Annotated in this window: 14 protein-coding genes and 2 pseudogenes; 8 read left to right on the top strand and 8 right to left on the bottom strand. The window is 68.5% G+C overall.

Annotated elements, in window-relative coordinates; translation table 11 throughout:
- Window positions 1-2 precede the first annotated feature (2 nt).
- Window positions 3-271, top strand: a pseudogene (locus EF387_RS38355) (helix-turn-helix domain-containing protein).
- Window positions 272-398: 127 nt separating this feature from the next.
- Here the strand turns inward: EF387_RS38355 and EF387_RS38360 are convergent.
- On the bottom strand, window positions 399-812 hold the full coding sequence (locus EF387_RS38360) for a type II toxin-antitoxin system VapC family toxin (protein ID WP_128381226.1): 414 nt from the start codon (window positions 810-812) through the stop codon (window positions 399-401).
- On the bottom strand, window positions 809-1,072 hold the full coding sequence (locus tag EF387_RS38365; protein ID WP_128381227.1) for a CopG family transcriptional regulator: 264 nt from the start codon (window positions 1,070-1,072) through the stop codon (window positions 809-811). Before EF387_RS38365 ends, EF387_RS38360 begins: the two co-directional genes overlap by 4 nt.
- A gap of 461 nt (window positions 1,073-1,533) precedes the next feature.
- On the opposite strand from EF387_RS38365, the gene EF387_RS38370 reads away from it, so the two are divergent.
- Window positions 1,534-3,219 (top strand): SWIM zinc finger family protein, encoded by a 1,686-nt coding sequence (locus EF387_RS38370; RefSeq protein WP_128381228.1) that lies wholly within the window; start codon window positions 1,534-1,536, stop codon window positions 3,217-3,219.
- 192 nt (window positions 3,220-3,411) lie between these two features.
- Window positions 3,412-5,934 (top strand): DUF4132 domain-containing protein, encoded by a 2,523-nt coding sequence (locus EF387_RS38375; RefSeq protein WP_128381229.1) that lies wholly within the window; start codon window positions 3,412-3,414, stop codon window positions 5,932-5,934.
- Between the two features lie 545 nt (window positions 5,935-6,479).
- Here the strand turns inward: EF387_RS38375 and EF387_RS38380 are convergent.
- Together EF387_RS38380 and EF387_RS38385 are read right to left on the bottom strand one after the other, a co-directional pair.
- Window positions 6,480-7,148, bottom strand: coding sequence for a DUF4232 domain-containing protein (locus EF387_RS38380; protein WP_128381230.1), 669 nt, complete (start codon window positions 7,146-7,148; stop codon window positions 6,480-6,482).
- Between the two features lie 313 nt (window positions 7,149-7,461).
- The gene (locus EF387_RS38385) at window positions 7,462-8,592 is read right to left on the bottom strand and encodes a hypothetical protein (RefSeq protein ID WP_128381231.1); all 1,131 of its coding nucleotides are present in this window, start codon (window positions 8,590-8,592) and stop codon (window positions 7,462-7,464) included.
- Window positions 8,593-8,698: 106 nt separating this feature from the next.
- Here EF387_RS38385 and EF387_RS38390 point away from each other — a divergent pair.
- Window positions 8,699-8,895: pseudogene (locus EF387_RS38390) on the top strand (IS1380 family transposase); the annotation flags it as partial.
- A 711-nt stretch (window positions 8,896-9,606) separates the two neighbouring features.
- Here the strand turns inward: EF387_RS38390 and EF387_RS38395 are convergent.
- Together EF387_RS38395 and EF387_RS38400 are read right to left on the bottom strand one after the other, a co-directional pair.
- The gene (locus EF387_RS38395; protein ID WP_128381232.1) at window positions 9,607-12,159 is read right to left on the bottom strand and encodes a discoidin domain-containing protein; all 2,553 of its coding nucleotides are present in this window, start codon (window positions 12,157-12,159) and stop codon (window positions 9,607-9,609) included.
- Window positions 12,160-12,474: 315 nt separating this feature from the next.
- Entirely contained in the window at window positions 12,475-12,696 is a 222-nt protein-coding gene (locus EF387_RS38400) for a hypothetical protein (RefSeq protein WP_128381233.1), read from the bottom strand.
- Between the two features lie 854 nt (window positions 12,697-13,550).
- Between EF387_RS38400 and EF387_RS50200 the strand changes: the two genes are divergently transcribed.
- From EF387_RS50200 to EF387_RS50210, 3 genes are all read left to right on the top strand, one after another.
- Window positions 13,551-13,703 carry a hypothetical protein gene (locus EF387_RS50200; RefSeq protein ID WP_420802671.1) on the top strand — a complete coding sequence of 51 codons (153 nt, stop codon included), beginning with the start codon at window positions 13,551-13,553 and terminating at the stop codon, window positions 13,701-13,703.
- Window positions 13,704-13,815: 112 nt separating this feature from the next.
- Window positions 13,816-14,274, top strand: a complete 459-nt coding sequence (locus EF387_RS50205; protein ID WP_420802672.1) for a hypothetical protein — start codon at window positions 13,816-13,818, stop codon at window positions 14,272-14,274.
- Window positions 14,219-14,827: a hypothetical protein gene (locus tag EF387_RS50210; RefSeq protein ID WP_420802673.1), complete on the top strand. Its 609-nt coding sequence runs from the start codon at window positions 14,219-14,221 to the stop codon at window positions 14,825-14,827. Before EF387_RS50205 ends, EF387_RS50210 begins: the two co-directional genes overlap by 56 nt.
- A 555-nt stretch (window positions 14,828-15,382) precedes the next feature.
- On the opposite strand, the gene EF387_RS38410 is transcribed toward EF387_RS50210, so the two are convergent.
- Together EF387_RS38410 and EF387_RS38415 are read right to left on the bottom strand one after the other, a co-directional pair.
- The gene (locus EF387_RS38410; protein ID WP_128381234.1) at window positions 15,383-15,628 is read right to left on the bottom strand and encodes a hypothetical protein; all 246 of its coding nucleotides are present in this window, start codon (window positions 15,626-15,628) and stop codon (window positions 15,383-15,385) included.
- A gap of 122 nt (window positions 15,629-15,750) precedes the next feature.
- Window positions 15,751-16,065 carry a hypothetical protein gene (locus tag EF387_RS38415; RefSeq protein WP_128381235.1) on the bottom strand — a complete coding sequence of 105 codons (315 nt, stop codon included), beginning with the start codon at window positions 16,063-16,065 and terminating at the stop codon, window positions 15,751-15,753.
- 833 nt (window positions 16,066-16,898) lie between these two features.
- Here EF387_RS38415 and EF387_RS46855 point away from each other — a divergent pair.
- A complete protein-coding gene (locus tag EF387_RS46855) occupies window positions 16,899-17,075 on the top strand; it encodes a hypothetical protein (RefSeq protein ID WP_155589807.1) in 177 nt (58 codons plus the stop codon).
- Window positions 17,076-17,416 lie beyond the last annotated feature (341 nt).

The raw sequence follows: 17,416 nt of genomic DNA on the forward strand, positions 1-17,416 counted from the left end.
TGATGCCGGCCAGGCGAAAGATGTCCGTGGGCGAGCTCGCGGACCGCGTGGGGATCATGCCCGCCAACCTGGCGGTACTCAAGAACGCCGCGCCAAGGCGGTGCGCTTCACGACGCTCGCCGCGCTCTGCGAGGTGCTCGAGTGCCGGCCGGGCGACTTGCCGACCGCCCCGCCGTCGCCACGAGCGGCCGTCCCGGACCCGACACGATGCGGTGTCCGCTGGGCACCGCGCACGGTAGTAACCCCGCCAACGGGCGAAACGCGCCCCTGACCTGCGCCACAGCGCAGGGAGCACTGACCGCGGCTGCGCCCCGGACGGCCTCGAAGGTGGCCTTGGCCTCCATGATCAGGGCGGTGGCCGTCCGGGAGCTCTTGTGTGGCGTTCTCTGGGTGTCGGCTCAGATCTTGATGACGGTGGCCCGTCCACCGCACAGGGCGGTGAGGTCTTCCGGGTCGGAGGTGAGGATCGTGACAGGGCCGGGTGCGGCGAGAGCGGTCGCGCTGACCATGGCGTCGATGGCGTACTTGTGGCCGTGCAGCCCGGTGTCTGCCAGGAGGGCAGCTGCGTGCCGGGCGATGGGCTCGCTGACCGGTTCGACGACAAGGCGGGAAAGCGTCCATTCCAGGGCCGGACGGTTGATCCGCGCATGGACCACTTCCACCAGGGTGGCCGCGGAGGCGATCACCCGCAGGTCGTCGGCGCGAGCGAGTGCGAGCCAGCCAGTGACGGTGCGGTCGCGCAGGACGGCCTTGGCCAGCCCTTCGCTGTCGAGGACCAGGGTGCCGCCCGGGGCGGCGGGGGAGCGGGTCACGCGGCGTTGGTCCCACCTTGTGTCTGCTGCTGTCGGGCCTGGTGGAGCTGGTCGCGCAGAGCCTGGATCTCCTCGTCCGTGACGGGGCCGTGTTCGGCCTCGGCCACCTGGATGAGTTCGTTGAGGTTGTCGCGTTCGATCTGGCGGGCCACTGCGGCGGCCACGTAGGCAGACAACCCCGAGGGGCCACTGCGGGCCTTGGCGGCCTCAGCGATGTCGCGCGGCATGGTGATCGAGTACTTGCCGGTAGGCTCACTCATGCTACTCATCCTACCCTTCATCCTCCTGCCTGCTGGACTTGGCTGTCCCGACGAGGAGAGACGGTGGCCGGTCCGTTCGCGGCTTGTGAGGCACGCGATTGCCCACGTCCCGGACGTAGCCGTCACCGCCGCGTCATACGCCGAGGCGTCATGCGGCCGGAAGTTACGGCACCGACCGCGCAACGTGCTCAGGACGGCAACGTGCGTGGTGTGGCGCTGTGCGACACCCCGCCTGACGCAAAAGGTGCAGCTCGGGTACGACGTAGCCGTCGGGGCTCGGACCGGCCACTGGCGCGCGAAGGCGATTGTCCTGTATGTCGGCGTAGCCAGAAGTATGGCCGGCCGACAACCCGTGGCATGCGTCGAGTTGGAGGTAGAGCTCACCGAAGTCGTCGTTCGCGCCCACGGGCCGCCCTAAGCTGGCGGACTGTCACGTGCGTAACGTCGAGTAGGCGGAGACAATGGGCAGTCTCACCGAGGCGAACCTCAAGAAGCTTGCCGGTGCCCGTTCCTTCGAACGCGGGCGCGGGTATCTCGACGCGGTGTCCGGAGTCGAGGTCGGTGACGGCTGGGTCACCGCGAGCGTTCACGGCACGGAACGGTACGAGGTGGAACTGACTCTGGACGCGCCCGGCGGCCTGAGCGGCGAATGCGACTGCCCGTACGGCCTGGAGGGCAACTTCTGCAAGCACCTGGTGGCCCTCGGTCTGACCGTGCTCGCCCAGCGGGAGAGCCTCCCGCGGCAGCGGAAGGCGGCCCGGGAGCGCGCGCAGGACCTCGACGGATGGCTTTCCGCCCTGTCCAAGGACGAGTTGCTCGATCTGCTGCGGCAACAGATCAGCGAGGACCGGCAGTTGCGGCGGCGACTGGAACTGCGGGCCGCGAGCGCCCGCGGAGACCTCACCACAGTCCGTTCCCATATCCGCGGCCTGCTGGACATCGGCCCGTTCGCGCAGTACGGGTACGTCGAGTACGCCGATGCCCGCGCCTACGCGGAGCAGGCAGAACAGGCCGTCTCCGCGATCGCCGCGCTGACCGGCTCCGGCCGGGCAGCCGACGCGATCACCCTGGCGCGGGAGGCGATGCGGCTGCTGGCCGAGGCGGTGGAGAGCGTCGACGACTCGGACGGCCGACTGGGGCAGATCGGTGCGGACCTCGCCGACGCCCACCTCGACGCCTGCCGGGCGGCGCGCCCCGACCCGGAGGAGCTCGCGCGCTGGCTGGTCGGCCATGCGCTCGGCGACCTGGACGACGGCCTGACCGACATTGATCCGCTCGACTACGAGGAGGTCCTCGGTGAGGCGGGAATGGCCGTTCTGCGGAAGCGGGCCGTGGAGGCGTGGCGTGGCAACCGCCGCGGCTGGGCGGAGAAGTACCTGATGGAGCGTCTGGCCAAGGCGGGAGGCGATGTCGACGCGGTGATCGCCGTGCATGCGGCCGACCTCTCCCCGAGCGGCCACACGCACCTGGTCATCGCCCGCGAGCTGGACGCCGCCCGGCGCCCCGACGAGGCCCTGCGCTGGGCAGAACGCGGCATCGGGGAAGCCAGGGACGCCCGGGACCTGGCCGACGTCGACACCGCCCTCGTCGACTATCTCTGCGACCGCTACGCGCAGGCGGGCCGGCTCGCCGACGCCGTCGCCCTGCGCCGCGACCACTTCGGTGCCCGCCGCACCCTGCTCGCCTATCAGCAGCTGCGCGCCGCCGCGCGGGTCGCGGACTGCTGGCCGGCGGAGCGCGAGGGAGCCCTGGCCTTGCTGCGCGTTGACGCGGAGGAGCAGCAACAGGGCTGGTACGGCGGCCCCGTCCTGCTCGACGCCCTGCTCGACGACAAGGACGTCGACGCAGCCTGGGAAGCGGCCACCCAGACCGGCGCCCATGACAGGCAGTGGCTCACCCTTGCCGACAAGGCGCGGTCCACCCGCCCCGCGGACGCGCTCGGCGTCTACCTGCGCCTGGCCGAGCCACTCACAAAGCAGACCGGCAACACGGTCTACGAGCAGCTCGTCAGCCTGCTGCTGAGCATCCGAGACTGCCACCGCCGCCTGGGAACGGAGGACGAGCTCGCCGTGTACGTGACCGCCCTGCGCACCGCCCAGAAACGCAAGCGGAACCTGATGCGCTTGATGGACGAACAGGGCCTATGAGCGGGACGGCGTCTCGGAGCTCCGCTCGGTCAACTCGGTCAACTCGTCAACTCGGTCCACCCGACCCCCGCTGCCCTCGAACCCCTGCCGCCGGATCGTGCTCTTCCGCCGTCCACTGGACCTGTGATCCAACAGACACGAAGACCCCCGCGGGTTGATCGCATTGTCAGTGCCCCCTGTCATCATCCGGCCATGCTTTACGACGCCTTGGTGGCCGAATCCCGCAGGAACGACTCGCTCGACGACGTGAGGTCCGTCGCGCTCGACCGAGTCCGCTGGCTCGTCGAGCTTCTGGAACGTCAGCGGGCGGAGCCCCGGTGGGACGTCTCCGCGGCGTTGCGGGGACCGGGGGAATTCGAGCGCATCGAGGCGATACGCGCAGCGACCCAGGCCGAGATCGACGGCAGGCTCGCCGCCTGCCCGCAGGAGGAGGGCAGGGCCGCGGCCCTGTGCCTGATGCTGGCCTCCCGCTTCGACGACGCGGGGTCCTGGCGGTACGACTCCGAGATCAAAACCGTGGTCTCACGGGTGCACGGCTGGGCGCCGGAGGAGGTCGCGGTGATGCTGATCCGAGTCACGGAGTTCGACATGGGCTTCTGGTCTGCCGGTCCGCTGGGGATGGCGCTGACTGCCGTCGAGGAACTCGGCGCCGACGGCTGCCGTGCGGTCGCGCCCTGGCTGCGACACGCTCACGCGAAGCTCATGAGCGGCGATGCTCCCGCGCACCAGCACGGGCCGCTCGTCAAACGCCTCCGTGCGCTGCTCGCGCGGGTGGACGAGGCGGACATCCCCGAGGGGCTGATCCCGCCGTACGCCCCCTGGGCCGCCTCGTTGCGCGACCGCGCGAAGACGTTGCCGACGCCGGAGCTGGCCGACCTCGTCCAGCACCTGGCGGGTCTGTCCGGGCCGCGTCCCTCGCAGCGGTGGCGGCGGACGTGCCTCACGCTCATGGACGCCGCCTCGGCGCGTGGCCCGGTGGCCGAGACCCTTCGGGCACTGGCCGAGGACGATCCGCTGTGCAGTCGGCGAGGCGGCCCGCACACCGGTTGGAGCTCCGGCGCGTACCACTACCACTACCTCGTTCACCAGAACGACGGGGATCTCGCGCGTGGCGTCGTCTGGGCGGGCACACTGACCGGCGGCCCGACAGCCGTGCCGCACCTCGGCGCGCTCGCCCTGCGGACCGGCGGCCCCAAGGCCGACGTGGTCGAGGACCTCAAGCTCGCGGGCGCGGCGATCAACGCGCTTGCCGAGATCGACGACCCGGCCGCGCTGGAGACTCTGTGGCGGCTGCAGTCGCAGATCAGGCACCGGGCGCTGCTCAAGCAGCTCGACACCGCGCTGGTGACAGCCGCCGCACGGCAGGGGATCACGGCGGGCCAGCTCATCGAGCGCAGCGTGCCCGGCCACGGCCTCGAGCCGGACGGGTCGCTCGAGCGGGAGTTGGGCGGATACCGGGCGCGTGTGACGGTCGAGGACGCGATGACGGTGCGGCTCACCTTCACGGGCCCCGCCGGTCGCACTTCCCGTACGGCTCCGGCGGCGGTCAAGGACGGCTTCCCGGACGAGCTCCAGGAGTTGAAGGCCCTGGCCAAGGAGGTGCGGCGCACGCTGTCGGGGGAGCGCGCCCGCGTCGAGGCGCTGCTGTCGGCCGGGCGCGAGTGGCCTTACGACGAGTGGTGCCGGTACTACCGTGACCACCCCGTCACCGGCACTCTCGTCCGCGGCCTGATCTGGGAGTTCCGACACGTCGAGGATTCCGACGGGGAATGGCGTGCGGTGGCACCGATGACCGAGCCGCCCGGCGAGCCCGAGCGCGTCCGGTTGTGGCATCCGATCCGGGCGTCGACGGACGACATCAGGGCGTGGCGGGAGCGGCTCGTCGCCGAGCGGCTGCGGCAGCCGTTCAAACAGGCCTTCCGGGAGATCTACCTGCTCACCCCGGCGGAGGAGGAGACCGGCGTCTACTCCAACCGGTTCGCCGCCCACATCGTCCACTACCGGCAGCTCTACGCGCTGTTCAAGGAACGCGGCTGGCAGGCCAACTTCCTCGGCAGGCACGACGGCGGCTACGAAGGGGAGGCGCGGGCCGAGTTCGGCGACGGCGAGTGGCGGGCGTGCTTCCACCACGAGCCCGCCGAGGACGACTTCGCCGACTACGCGCCCGACCACGCCGCGACGGACCAGGTCCGCTTCGAGCGGCGGGACGGCCGGCGCTGGCGGGAGGTTCCCTTGGCGGAGGTACCCCCGCTGGTGTTCAGCGAGGCGATGCGGGACGTCGATCTGTTCGTGGGCGTGACCTCGATCGCCGCCGATCCCGACTGGACCGACCGGGGCGAGGACCGCTACGCCGCGTACTGGCGGACGGCCACGTTCGGTGCCCTGACGGCGAGCGCCGAGGTCCGCCGTGAGGCCCTGGAACGGCTCCTGCCGCGCCTGAAGATCGCCGACCGGTGCACGCTCGACGGGCGCTTCCTGACCGTCCGCGGGGACCTGGGCACGTACAAGATCCACCTGGGCTCGGCCAACATCCTGATGGAACCGGACGACGCCTACCTGTGCATCGTCCCGTCACATGGCAAGGGCGACGGCAAGGTCTTCCTGCCGTTCGAGGACGAACGGCTCTCACTGATCCTCAGTAAGGCATTCCTACTGGCCGCCGACACGAACATCACCGACGAGTCCATTCTCGCCCAGATCAAGCGAGGCGCCTGATGGCCACCGTGATGTTCCGGAACGAGACGGGACGGCAGGCCGCTCACCGATGCTCAGACCGGCCCCGACCTGCGCAAAGGAGGAGGAGATGACGGTCAACCAGCCGGAACCTGGCTGACCGTTAGCTGTCGGTTTGCCTGTAAGAGTGCACTGAACTGCACTTGTGTCGCGCAGTTGAGTGCCCCCGGCAGGGGCTCGGAGAATGGGGAGAGGGAAAGCCGCTGACCGATTGCGCGCGGCTAGTGGTCCAGACGGCTGTGCAACTGAAGCGGTAGGCCGGGGTAGGGCGAGCCCCGTGCTCCACTTTGCTGGAACACTGTCCGCCTGCTCGTCCCAATTGGCCACCCCGCAGTCGACGGACAGTCTTCGGCATAACGGCCTTGGAACCTGTTGCAGGAGTTCAGGCCACACGAGACAGCAGCGGAAGGCATTGGGAGCGCGCGCGGGCAGGAGCACTTCGCGCTGTTGTTCTCCGGGGGGCGGAGGGGTGGGGGCGCACGCCCCCGCAGCGGTTCCTGTGCGGGGCCGACGGGGCGGGGGCGGGATCAGCCGTTCGGTCCCGGGGAGTCGCTGACCTTGCCCACAGGGTTGATCTCCAGCTTCACGCTGCCCCCGCCTTCGCCGACGGGGAGGGTGCCCGCCGGCCACTTCAGGGTGACGCTCTTGGTTTCGTTCGGGGGCGTCACCACGATGTTGGTCACCTGCACGCCGGAGCCGCCGCTGTTGTTGTACGGGAACGTGATGTTGAAGGCGGCGGCCTCGCCGTCCTTGAGGATCTCCGACACGGGCTTTTCGCCGTTGCGGTCCACGGAGAGGGTGTCGCCCTGGGACGTCTTCAGGTCGACACCCGCGAAGCCGCTGATACTGCAGTCGCTGCCGCCGCCGTTCTTGAAGGAGACGGTGACGACGCCTTCCGTCTTGTCCGTGGTGTTGTCTTCGGCGGCGACTTCGAGCGCGTCGGTGCGGCATATGTCGACCTTGCCGTCGCCGTTGTCACCGGTGCTGGTGTCGGCGCCCTGGTCGCTCCCGCCGGTGCCGGTGTCGGCGCTCTGGCCCGCCTGGTCCGCGTCGCCGGTGCCGCCCGCCTTTTCCGCAGACGCAGTGGGGGTGGCGGCCGTGCTGTCCGACGCGTTGTCGTCGCCGGTGCAGGCGGTGAGTGAGAGTGCGGCCACGAGGCCGATGACGGCGGCGACGGCCTTGCGGGTGTGCAGCATGATTCCCCCGGGATGCGGTGTGGTCTGGGTGATGCCGTGGTGCGTGCTTCTTTGTATCGCTCAGTCAGTTACGGACCCTCAGCGATCACGTCCGCGTTCCGTCACAGGTGGGACCGCGCCCCCACGTGGCTGGTGGCTCCTCACGCACTCTTTGCCGGGTATTCGGTCCACTGACGGATCGGTGAGTCCGGGGCGAACTCGGTCTTCGGTTCGGCGCGGGCATGGTGCCGGCGGACGCAGGCGCCGATGGCCGCGTTCTGCTCGCCGTGGCTGCGGTGGTACCGGGTTCTCCTGGCGTGCCGGCGGTGGGGTGTCACCGCAGGCCGTGGCGGTCAAGGCGTTGGATGAGGCCGGGGCGGCGCTGGTACTCCTCGCGTAGGTTGCTGAGGCGTTGTCGGAAGTCCGTGCTCCGTCCGGTGTGGGCGTACGCGTCGCGCAGTTCCACGAGGAGGGTGACGGCCTGGTCGTAGGCAGTGGTCTTCTTGGTGGTGATGTGCGCCTCGATCTGCTGCCAGGTGGATTCGGCCTCGCTCGCGAGGGTGGTCAGGTGCTGGGCGCGGGCCGCGGCTCGTTTCTGTTCGGCGCGCTGTCGCCGTTCGGTGCGCCGTGTGTGGGCGGCGTCCAGGAGGTGGGCGGCGGAGTGGCGCCCGGGGGCGGTGGCCGGGGCAGTGGTGCCGTGCAGGCGGTGCAGGAGTTCGGCGTGCAGTCCTGGTTCCGGGCCGAGGGCGAGCCGTAGCAGCAGAGCGTCCTTCTCTTTCTGGGGCAGAGCGGCGATGAGCGGAGTGAGTTCCTTCTTGGTGGGTCTGGCCGACTTCTTGGGTGCGGCGGGGCTGGCCTGGGCCGCGACGGTCAGCAGGTCGTCGTCCACGCGTAGGAAGTCCGCGAGCGCACGCTGCGGGGCGGTCAGTTCGCCGAGCCCGGCCGGGACGGGCGGCTCCGGGCAGGTCTGGTACTCCGCTTCGCCGTCGTCTTCGAGTTCCCAGGCGGAGAGTGCGGAGAGCCAGGCGAGGTAGAGGGGGCGCAGGTCGCCGGTGGCGAGTTCGTCGCGTACGCCGATGAGGGCGGCCAGTGAGTCGTCGGCGCCCTCGATCCAGTCGCCGACCTCGTCCTCGCTGGTCAGGTCGAGCAGGAGGTGGGTTCGGGTGGTCCAGGCGTCAACTTGGTGGTCCAGGCAGTACGGCTTCACCATGGGCAGGTCCAGGGCCTGCTTGGGCAGGCGGAGCAGCAGCCGGTGGGTGCCCCAGTTGGTGACGTACAGGTGGGCGTCGAAGTAGCGCTCGACCATGCGGCGCGGATTCCCGCTGAGGTCGCCCCAGTTGTAGGTGTTGGTGAAGCTGGTGGCGGTGATCCGGGCCCGGGTGGAGATTTCCCGCAGCTGCTCCTGTTCCTCGGGACTGAGCGGACGGTCGAGGGCCTGGAACTCGTAATACTGGTACTCGCTCACACTGCGGACCCTATCGCCGCCGCACACGGGCTCCAGGCGGAACGTTCACGGCGGCAGTGCTGACCGGAGGCCGCACTCAAACGCCGTAACTACCTGACCGTGGACAGCCTGGATGCCCCTGCTGGTCCTGACCGGTACCGCCCGGCTCTGGGAGCCCCGCCGCCTGCGGCTCCGGCTCTGCTCCACCGCCGCCCAGTTCGTCACCACCGGCCGCCGCCGCTACCTCCACCTCGCCGAGCACCGGCCCTGGCTCGACGTGACCGACGTCCTGGACCGGCTCCACGGCCCCCGAACCCCGGCTGACAAAACCTTCCCGCCCCTGCGGGCAACACGAGCCCAACGGAGCGTGGAACCCGGCGCACACCCGACGTGACAGCCGGGCACCCAACCTGCCCAGACTCCGAAAGTCCCCACCAGTACTCACCGCAAAGGGTCCGCCGGCAAGCTGACGAACCCCATGAATGATCGAGGCCGGCTAGCAAGCCTTTCACGAGGTAATACGGTCGTTGTATTCATCTCCGACGTAGTTCATGCGGTAGTTCGAACAATCAGAAGGTTGCAGATTCGAATTCTGCCAAAGTGGTCGCCGGCACGCACAGGTGAGAGGTCCCAGTAAGGTCCCGGCGAGATCCGGGGCTCTTGCGTTTCAGGGGCGTACAGCGCGAAGTGCCGCAACCGCCTCAGCCGGTACCACCCATGGCGTCGGACAGCTTGCCGATCGCTCATCGTGGCGATCCGCCGAGCCGGAGGATCCGCTGAGCCGCCTTCGGGTGCACCTTCAGCGCCACAGAGCGAGCTGCGCGTGTGCCTCGTGTTCCGGACGTTAGGCGGTCGGCGCTTGGCCACAGGTTGAAGTCCTGGGGCAGAGTCGAGGCGCTCGGTGGAGCCCAGGGGCTCCACCGAGGTGACTACTTGTGTCCGGGCTTCTTCTCTGCCGTCTTGGTCATCCGGGACTGACAGGCCCAGCGGGCAAGGCCGGCCAGGCCCGCCACGGCTGGGCTGGGCACTCCGTTCTCACTTTCCGTAGACGGAGACCTCGTAGAGCCCGCGGGACCAGTCGGCGTCCTTGCCGTGTGCGAGGTCGAACGACTTGTACACATCGAGCTTGACGTACCGGTACGAACCGGTCAGCTCATGGCTCTGGTGGCCGACCCGGTTGTTCTGGGTGTTGTCGATGAGTTCCGTCCAGCGTTTTCCGTCGGTGCTGGCGGAGACGGCGTAGCGGTGGACGTTGTCCGAACCGCCGACCGTCTTGAACGAGAGCCCGATCCAGGCCAGTTTGTTGCGCCTGCCAAGGTCGACCTGCCAGGAGAAGGGGAGTCCTGCGCTTTTGTAGTACTGCTCCGTGTCGTCGTAGACGCTGACGTCCCAGTCCTTGCCGTCGTTGGCCTCGGTGGCGTCGTAATGCCGGTAGATCCCGGTCTTCTCCTGTTCGGGTGTGGTCTCCCAGTCGCTCTGGCTCTCGGTGGGCGCGCCGAGGGCGGCACGGACCTTGGGAGAGGCGGTCACCGGCTTGTTCAGGGAGAGCAGCTTCCAGTCCGGCTGCTTGACCTTGCCGTTCTTGGTGTCGAGGTCGAGCCGCGGGGTGGGGTGGAGCCTCATCAGGCCCTTGCCGCCGTTGCCGCTGTCGCTGATGGTCAGGGGCATGGCCACGTACGTCGATTTCAGCAGGAGGTCCGGGCGCCAGCGGTCGCCGATGTACACGTAACTCGGCTTGCTGTCGGTGCCGATGTTGAGGATCTTGGTGGGCTGGGAACCGTATGTGGTGTTGTCGCCGACGAGTTGCAGTGAACTCCATGCCTTCTGGCCGTTGCGGTAGCCGTACGCGTCCCGCGGCTCGCGGAAGCCTGCGTCCAGGTCCTCGGTACGGCCGTACTGGGCCTGGTTGGGGTACCAGCCTGACTGGTAGGACGTCATGAGGTAGACATATTTGCCGCTTTTGCCGCCGTGGCGGACGAGGGCGGGAGCCTCGCGGTGCTCGCCGACATACATGTCGTACTCCTTGTCGGGCACCACGTCCGTGAAGGAGTCGTTCAGCTTCCACACCCGCATGTAGATGTGGTCCTGCGCGGTGACGAGGTAGGCCTCGCCGGTCTTCTCGTCCTGGTGGACGGTGAAGTCACGTGAGCCGTACCCGATGTTGTCGCCCTTCCGCGCGGGGGCCGGGTCCTGACCGTCCATGGTGTAGTACGTCTCCGCACCATAGGAGGGGGAGAAGATCCGCAGCTCCTTGTAACCGAAGGTGCCGTACGTGCCGGGGACACGGTTGATGACCGGTGCGAAGACGGGTACGTCCGAGGCGTTCTCGGCCACCTGGTACGTCACCGACGTGACCTCGCTGGCCTTGCCGTCCTTCTCGGTGACCGCCTTGACGACGGTCCGTTTGCCGGGGGCGCCCGCCAGGGATATCCGCATTCCGTCGTGGTATCTGCGGCGCTGGGTGTTGTCCGGGGCGGCCGGGTCTGACCCGTCCGTCGTGAAGTACGAGACGGCGTCGGCGGTCGCGCTGGTGACGAACGCGACGTCCTGGCTGTTGACCAGCACCACCGACGGATCGGACGACTCCTTCAGCGTGGGGGACACCACCGGTGCCACCAGCTGATCGTGGGAGGTCCCCGGGTCACCGATCGTGTACCGGGCGGTCATCGTGTCCGACGCCGTCGCCGTCGGGTACCGCACGATGTAGTCGCGCGTGGAGACGTTGTAGTCCTTCACGTACCGGTCGTACGCCGACGTGTCGAAGCCGGTCATCCGGACCGCCTTGGCCTTCACGGTCGTGTCGTGCGTGATGTCGTTCAGCTGGTACGTCCACGAGTTGCCGGCCTGGCTGGTGCCGTAGTCGTCGTCACCGACGTAACCCAGCTTCTCGGGGGTGCGGGCGTCCGGGGCCTTGTACTGGAGGATCTTTGCCGGATAGTCGGCCTGCACGGGCTTGTAGGCGTGCTTCTTGTTCGCGGTGTCCTTGGCCGAGGTGTCGAAGTCCTCGACCGGCTGCCCGACGCGGTCGCCCATCGCGTCCGCTTCGATGTTTCCCGCGCCGGGGCGGAAATGGCCCTTCGAGGTGATCGTGTAAGGGCCGTCGACGGTGCTGGAGGTCGCCACGAGGACTTCCGAGGCGGAGTAGTCCGCGGCCATCTCCCAGTGGCCCCACAGCACGTACTTCTTCGTCTTCTCGTTGTAGAGCAGCTTCGGGCGCTCCACCTTCGCGTGGGTGAGGATCTTGTTGCCGCGGGTGTCCTCGGAGTCCACGGTGAGTATCTGCTTGACCTTCTGCCAGTTCTCCAGGTCCTTGGACTTGTACAGATTCAGTCCGTTGAACCGGGCGTTGCCCTGGGACTTGTCCTCACCCACCCAGTAGTAGGTGTCTCCTCTCTTGAGGAAGCCTCCTCCGTGGGCCTCGATGGGGTCGCCGTTCGTGTCGTAGTACGTCTGACCGTTCGGGATGGCGTCGTACTGGGGACGCGAGGCGACGCTTCCTGGTGCGGAGGCCCCCGCGACGGCGGGAAGCAGGCCGGTCAGTAAGGCGGCGGTCAGCACCACTGCCGCCGCCCTTCCAGGTCTGGGCATGTCTGGGTCAGATCCCCTCTGTCGTGTGCTGTGCAGGCCGGATCGGTCGGTGCCCGGACGTCATCACATCCGACGCCTGTTTACGCAAACATGCGTCGTGAGCATGGCACCGTGGGCTGATGTCGGACAAGGGGAGGAACGCCAGTTGTCCCTGTGAACCGGCGAGTTGGCCCGAACGGACGCGTCTCACTGATCCGGCACGCGCCCTGAGCTGGAAAGGCGGGGCGGGTACCGAGCTGGCCGTTCACACTGAATTGCAAGGTCAGACGGGGTAACAGTCACCGCGGCTGCTACCCCCGGCCGTGGCGGTCGTCGTTATGGACGACGGACCGCTGGTACCAGAGTCAACAGCACGCCGACCCAATCGATCGCGGCCCCCAGTGCCTCGCGTACGCCCGGATGCTCGTGCGCTACGTAGCCGACGCATCCCACAGTGAGCGCGCCAGTGACGAGCCAGTGCAGTAGACGGTCCGGGCTGCGGGGCGGCTCCGGTTCCTCGTCGTGCGGCGAGGCCGAGGCCGGGTCGGTCGTCGTCATGTCGTACTCCTTGTTCAGGTATGCGGCATCCACATGCGTGGGCAGGAACGGGCCCCACACCTCCTGACCGTGGGAGAGGGCAGACGGCAGTCGCGATGCGAGCTGGAGCGGACGGGCTTCCCCCGGCTGTCAGACGGCACTGTGCGAGGTGTGGCAGTTAGCGGCGCAACCCCGGGCGCCGATCACAGTGCCAGCTACGGGACGTTCCATCACAGGACGTTCCATCACAGGCGTTGACCTGCGATTTCCCGCTGCAGCTCTTGAACCGCCTCCCTGTTACTCCAGCGAGTCGAACGCTCGGCAGGACCTGCAGGCCTCCACCCCTGAAGGGCGCCCGTACACCCGTCACCGCTTACGAGAACAACCCTTTCGACCTGGGCGACCGTCAGAACATCAGCACCGCCGTGGAGACCGCGGGGGTGGCAGCACTTACCGGACGGGCACGCGTGCCCGGCCTGCACGGGCCCGGTGCTGGAACGGGGCACGTGCCCACGCTGCGGCGACCGGCCCGTCGGCCTCCCACGCGGCAGCACGTGCCAATACTGCGGCGACGTCCAGCCGTACGCGGGCGAGGATGACGCGTGATCCCTGGGTTCCTCCGGCGCCGGCACGAGCGCCTGGCCGCCGAGCGGCACGCCGCCCATGTCGACGCCCCAGCTGCGGGAGCCGGCGGATATCGCGATAAGCGCCACCCGGCGGACGTTCACCCGCCGCATGCCCACGCTGCCGCTCCAGCTCCAACCAGGACCGCGAGCGGGTCGACCTCCAGGACGTGCTGGACGTCGCGCGCGAGCGCTTCGGGCTGAACGACGTCGATCGCCAGCGGGCCGGCCCTCTGCCTCGTCCAAGGACGGTTGCTCGTTCTGCTGCGGGAACAGATCGGCGAGGACCGGCAGTTGCGGCGTTGCCTTGAGCTGCGGGCCGCGAACGCCCGCGGGGACCTTGTCGCGGTCCGGTCCCGTATCCGCGATCTGCTCGACATCGGTCCTTTCGTGCAGTGCGGGTAGGTCAGGTACGCCGATGCCCGCGCCTATGCCGAACAGGCCGGGCAGGCGGTGTCCGCGATCGGCGCGCTGACCGGCTCGGGCCAGGCTGCCGACGCGCCCTTCGTGGGAGGCGATGCGGCTGCTGGCCGAGGCGGTGGAGAGCGTCGACGACTCCGACGGCTGGCTCGGGCAGGTCGGTGCCGACCTCACCGACGCCCATCTCGACGCGTGCCGTGCGGCGCTCCCCGCCCCGGAGGAGCTCGCGCGCTGGCTGGTCGGCCATGCGCATGGGGACGTCGACGACGGCCTGACCGACATCGATCCGCTCACCTACGAGGAGGTCCTCGGCGAAGGGGGAATGGCCTTCCTGAGGAAGCTGGCGGTCGGGGCATGGCGGGGCAACCGTCGCGGCTGGGCGGAGAAGTATCTGATGGAGCGTCCGGCCAAGGCGGGAGGCGATGTCGACGCGGTGATCGCTGTGCATGCGGCCGACCTCTCACCGAACGGCCACGCGCACCTGGTCATCGCCCGCGAGCTTGACGCCACCCGGCGCCGCGACCGAGGCCGTGAGCTGGGCGGAGCGCGGCATTGAGGGAGCCAGGGACGCCCGGGACCTCAGCGACGTCGACACCGCCCTCGTCGACTATCTCTGCGACCGCTATGCGCAGGCGGGCCGGCCCGCCGACGCCGTCGCCCTGCGCCGCGACCACTTCGGTGCCCGCCGCACCCTGCTCGCGTACCAGCAACTGCGCGCCGCCGCGCGGGCCGCCGACTGCTGGCCGGCCGAGCGCGAGGGAGCCTTGGCCCTGCTGCGTACCGACGCGAGGCAGTGGCAACTGGGCTGGTATGGCGGCCCCGTCCTGGTCGACGCCCTGCTCGACGACAAGGACGGGGCCGCTGCCTGGCAGGCGGCTGCCCAGACCGGCGCCCATGACCGGCTGGGGGTACCCCCTCCGGGGGAGGCTCACCCTGCCGACGAGGCGCGGGCCACCCGTCCCGCAGACGCACTCTGCGTCTACCTGCGCCCTGGCCGAACCGCTGACCAAGTACACCGGCAACACGGTCTACGAGTAGATCGTCGGCCTCTGCTGAGCGTCCGAGACGTCCACCGCCGCCTGGGCGCGGAGGACGCGTTCGCCGTGTAGCCGTGTACCTCACTGCCCTGCGCACCACCCAGAATCGCAAGTGAACCCTGATGCGGCTGATGGACGAACACGGTCTGTGAGTCTTACGGTGCCCGCGAGGCCCCACCCGGCGATCCCATGTCCTGGGTGGCCCTGGCGGCACCTACCTGCGCAGAATCCCAGACAAGGGCTGGCCTGCGTATATACGGAATCGCTGACGGGCACTCAGTAAAACCTGACTAATTAACGGCTAGTGGGGTTGCCGAGCGCGACGGTGACGGCCGTTCGCGGCGGCGAGGGCCCCGACGCGCCCGCCACGCCGAGCAAGCCCCCTGGAACGGCGCCCAAACAGGACACTGACCTGCACTTGTGCCGCGCAGGCGAGTGCCCCCGGCGGGGAGCTCGGAGATTGGGGGCGGGGTGGGCCGTTGGTCGGGGGTGGGCAGCTCGTGATCGAGACGGTTGTCCGGTTGAACCGGTAGGCGGTCGGCACTTGGTCACAGGTTGAAGTTCTGGGCAGAGCCAGGGCACTCGGTGAAGCGCGGAGACCAAGGGCTCCACGCTCCACCGAGGCGACTACTTGTGTTCGGGCGTCTTCTCCGCCGTCTTGGTCATCTGGGACTGACAGGCCCAGCGGGCAAGCCCGCCCACGGCGAGGGACATGAGAATGGCGCCCCAGTCGAGGACGTGCGGGAGTCCGGGGAACAGGGCGAAGAAGGCGAGCGTGGCGACGAGGCCGCCGAGGAACGCGATGATCCCGGCCCGGCGCCGCCGTGTTTCCCACGCCTGGTCCAAGTTCTGCCCCTCTTGTTGCTCGGTCATGAAACGACTCACTTTGTGATGTGGTGGCACTGACTCACGCGGCGCACTCCGTTGACGTGGAGGTGGGCGCACGCCTTGCTATAACGAGGAAGTGTCTGGGGAGAGTTGTTACCCGGGTGCCTTCACGGTCCCCAATGCCGGTAGGCCTCGATCCATTCGGACCCGTCGGGCGCTGGATCTGGCAACGGAAGGTCGAGAATGCCGATCGCCTGCCGGTGCCTGCCTCGCGTACAGACCGCCACGATCTGGCTGCCGGGCAGCAGGTCCACCTTCTTCACGGTGACCTCGACCCCGAGAACGTTTGTCTTGAACGGGACGGCCAGATGCTCGGCGAGCATCGTGTAGAGGCCGGTGAGCTGCTCATCGTCGCTGTAGGCGTCCACGGTGGCCTGCTCGACCAGCTCATCGAGTTCCGCGTCATTCAGCTTCCGGTCCACAGGGCACACGGTCGCGGGTGTCGACCTTGATGCCTACCGACGACCGCTAGGCCCCAAGGCCCTGACAGGGGACCAGCCAAGTCTTGGGTGCCCCCGTACGGCTCGAACCCGTGGTTGGCCGCTCACCTTTCAGGGCCATGGATGAGGGGGCGTGACCTGCATTTTTCCTCGGCCTGGGCGAGATTCCGCCGCCCCGGCGCTTCCTCGCCATCCCAAGGGGCGCGCCCAACCACGAACCCGCGAACGGGTGAAACACACCACTGAGTTGCGGCGAAATCCAGGCAAGATTGACCGCAGGTTGGGACTCCGGCAGGGGGCTCGGAGATTGGGGGCGGGGTGGGCCGTTGGGCGGGGGTGCGCAACTCGTGGTCCAGACGGTTGCCCGGTTGAACCGGTAGACGGTCGCCTCTTGCCACAGGTTGGAGTCCGTGGGTCGAGCCAAGGGCGCTCGGTAGAGCCAGGGCGCTCGGTGGAGCCCAGGGGCTCCACCGAGGCGACTACTTGTGTTCGGGCCTCTTCTCTGCCGCCTTGGTCATCCGGGACTGACAGGCCCAGCGGGAAAGCCCACCCACGGCGAGGGACACGTGGGGGCGACGCCTGCAAGACTTTCCCTCATGCCGCGACGACGATCACCTGCCACCGGCTTTGCCGACGTGGTGGCTGCGACGACACCCTCTGGGCCGGACTCTTCCGCTGACGGCCCCGAGGGTGGCTCTGGATTCTCTCCGGCCGGCTCGGGAGAGCTCACGGATGAACAGGGGTGTCTGTGGACACGGACGCGGGGCCCCCTGGACCCACGCCTGGCCAAGCGGCTCATGGGGACTGCGCACGAAATGATCATCGGGGAGGGGGCCGGCGAAGTGTTGCGGCGTGTGCCGCGCGACGGCCGTGAAGCCGAATGGGTAAATCTTAAGGACCGGCTGGATTCCCCCGAGTTCAACACGTATCAGGCATATGAATTCTTCTCGCCGGACGGCCGAGTACTCCTGTATTTCGAAGAATTCTGCTGATCTAGTACAACACCTGACTGCGCACCGGGGCGGCCCGGAAATCCGGACCACCCCGGCACACTCTGAGTCAGCTCACCACCGGTAGTGGTTGGTGCGGAAGATGTATCCGCGTCGGTTGATGAAATCGACGTGTACGTGGTTGCCGGACCGGCAGACACCGCGGTAACGGCAGCGGCCTCCGTATCGTGCCACCGAGGTGTCCGCACTGTCCGGCGGTTGCGTCCTGAGAAGTGGTGTATGGGCTCCCACCTGATCCGGGTGTTTGTCCCGGCGTCGGAGTGAGTGTCCGGATAGAAGAACGGCCACCGGCTGATCTTCGAGTTGTCGAAAGCTCGAAGGAG

The organism is Streptomyces cavernae (genome assembly GCF_004023625.1).
Classification (GTDB): domain Bacteria; phylum Actinomycetota; class Actinomycetes; order Streptomycetales; family Streptomycetaceae; genus Streptomyces; species Streptomyces cavernae.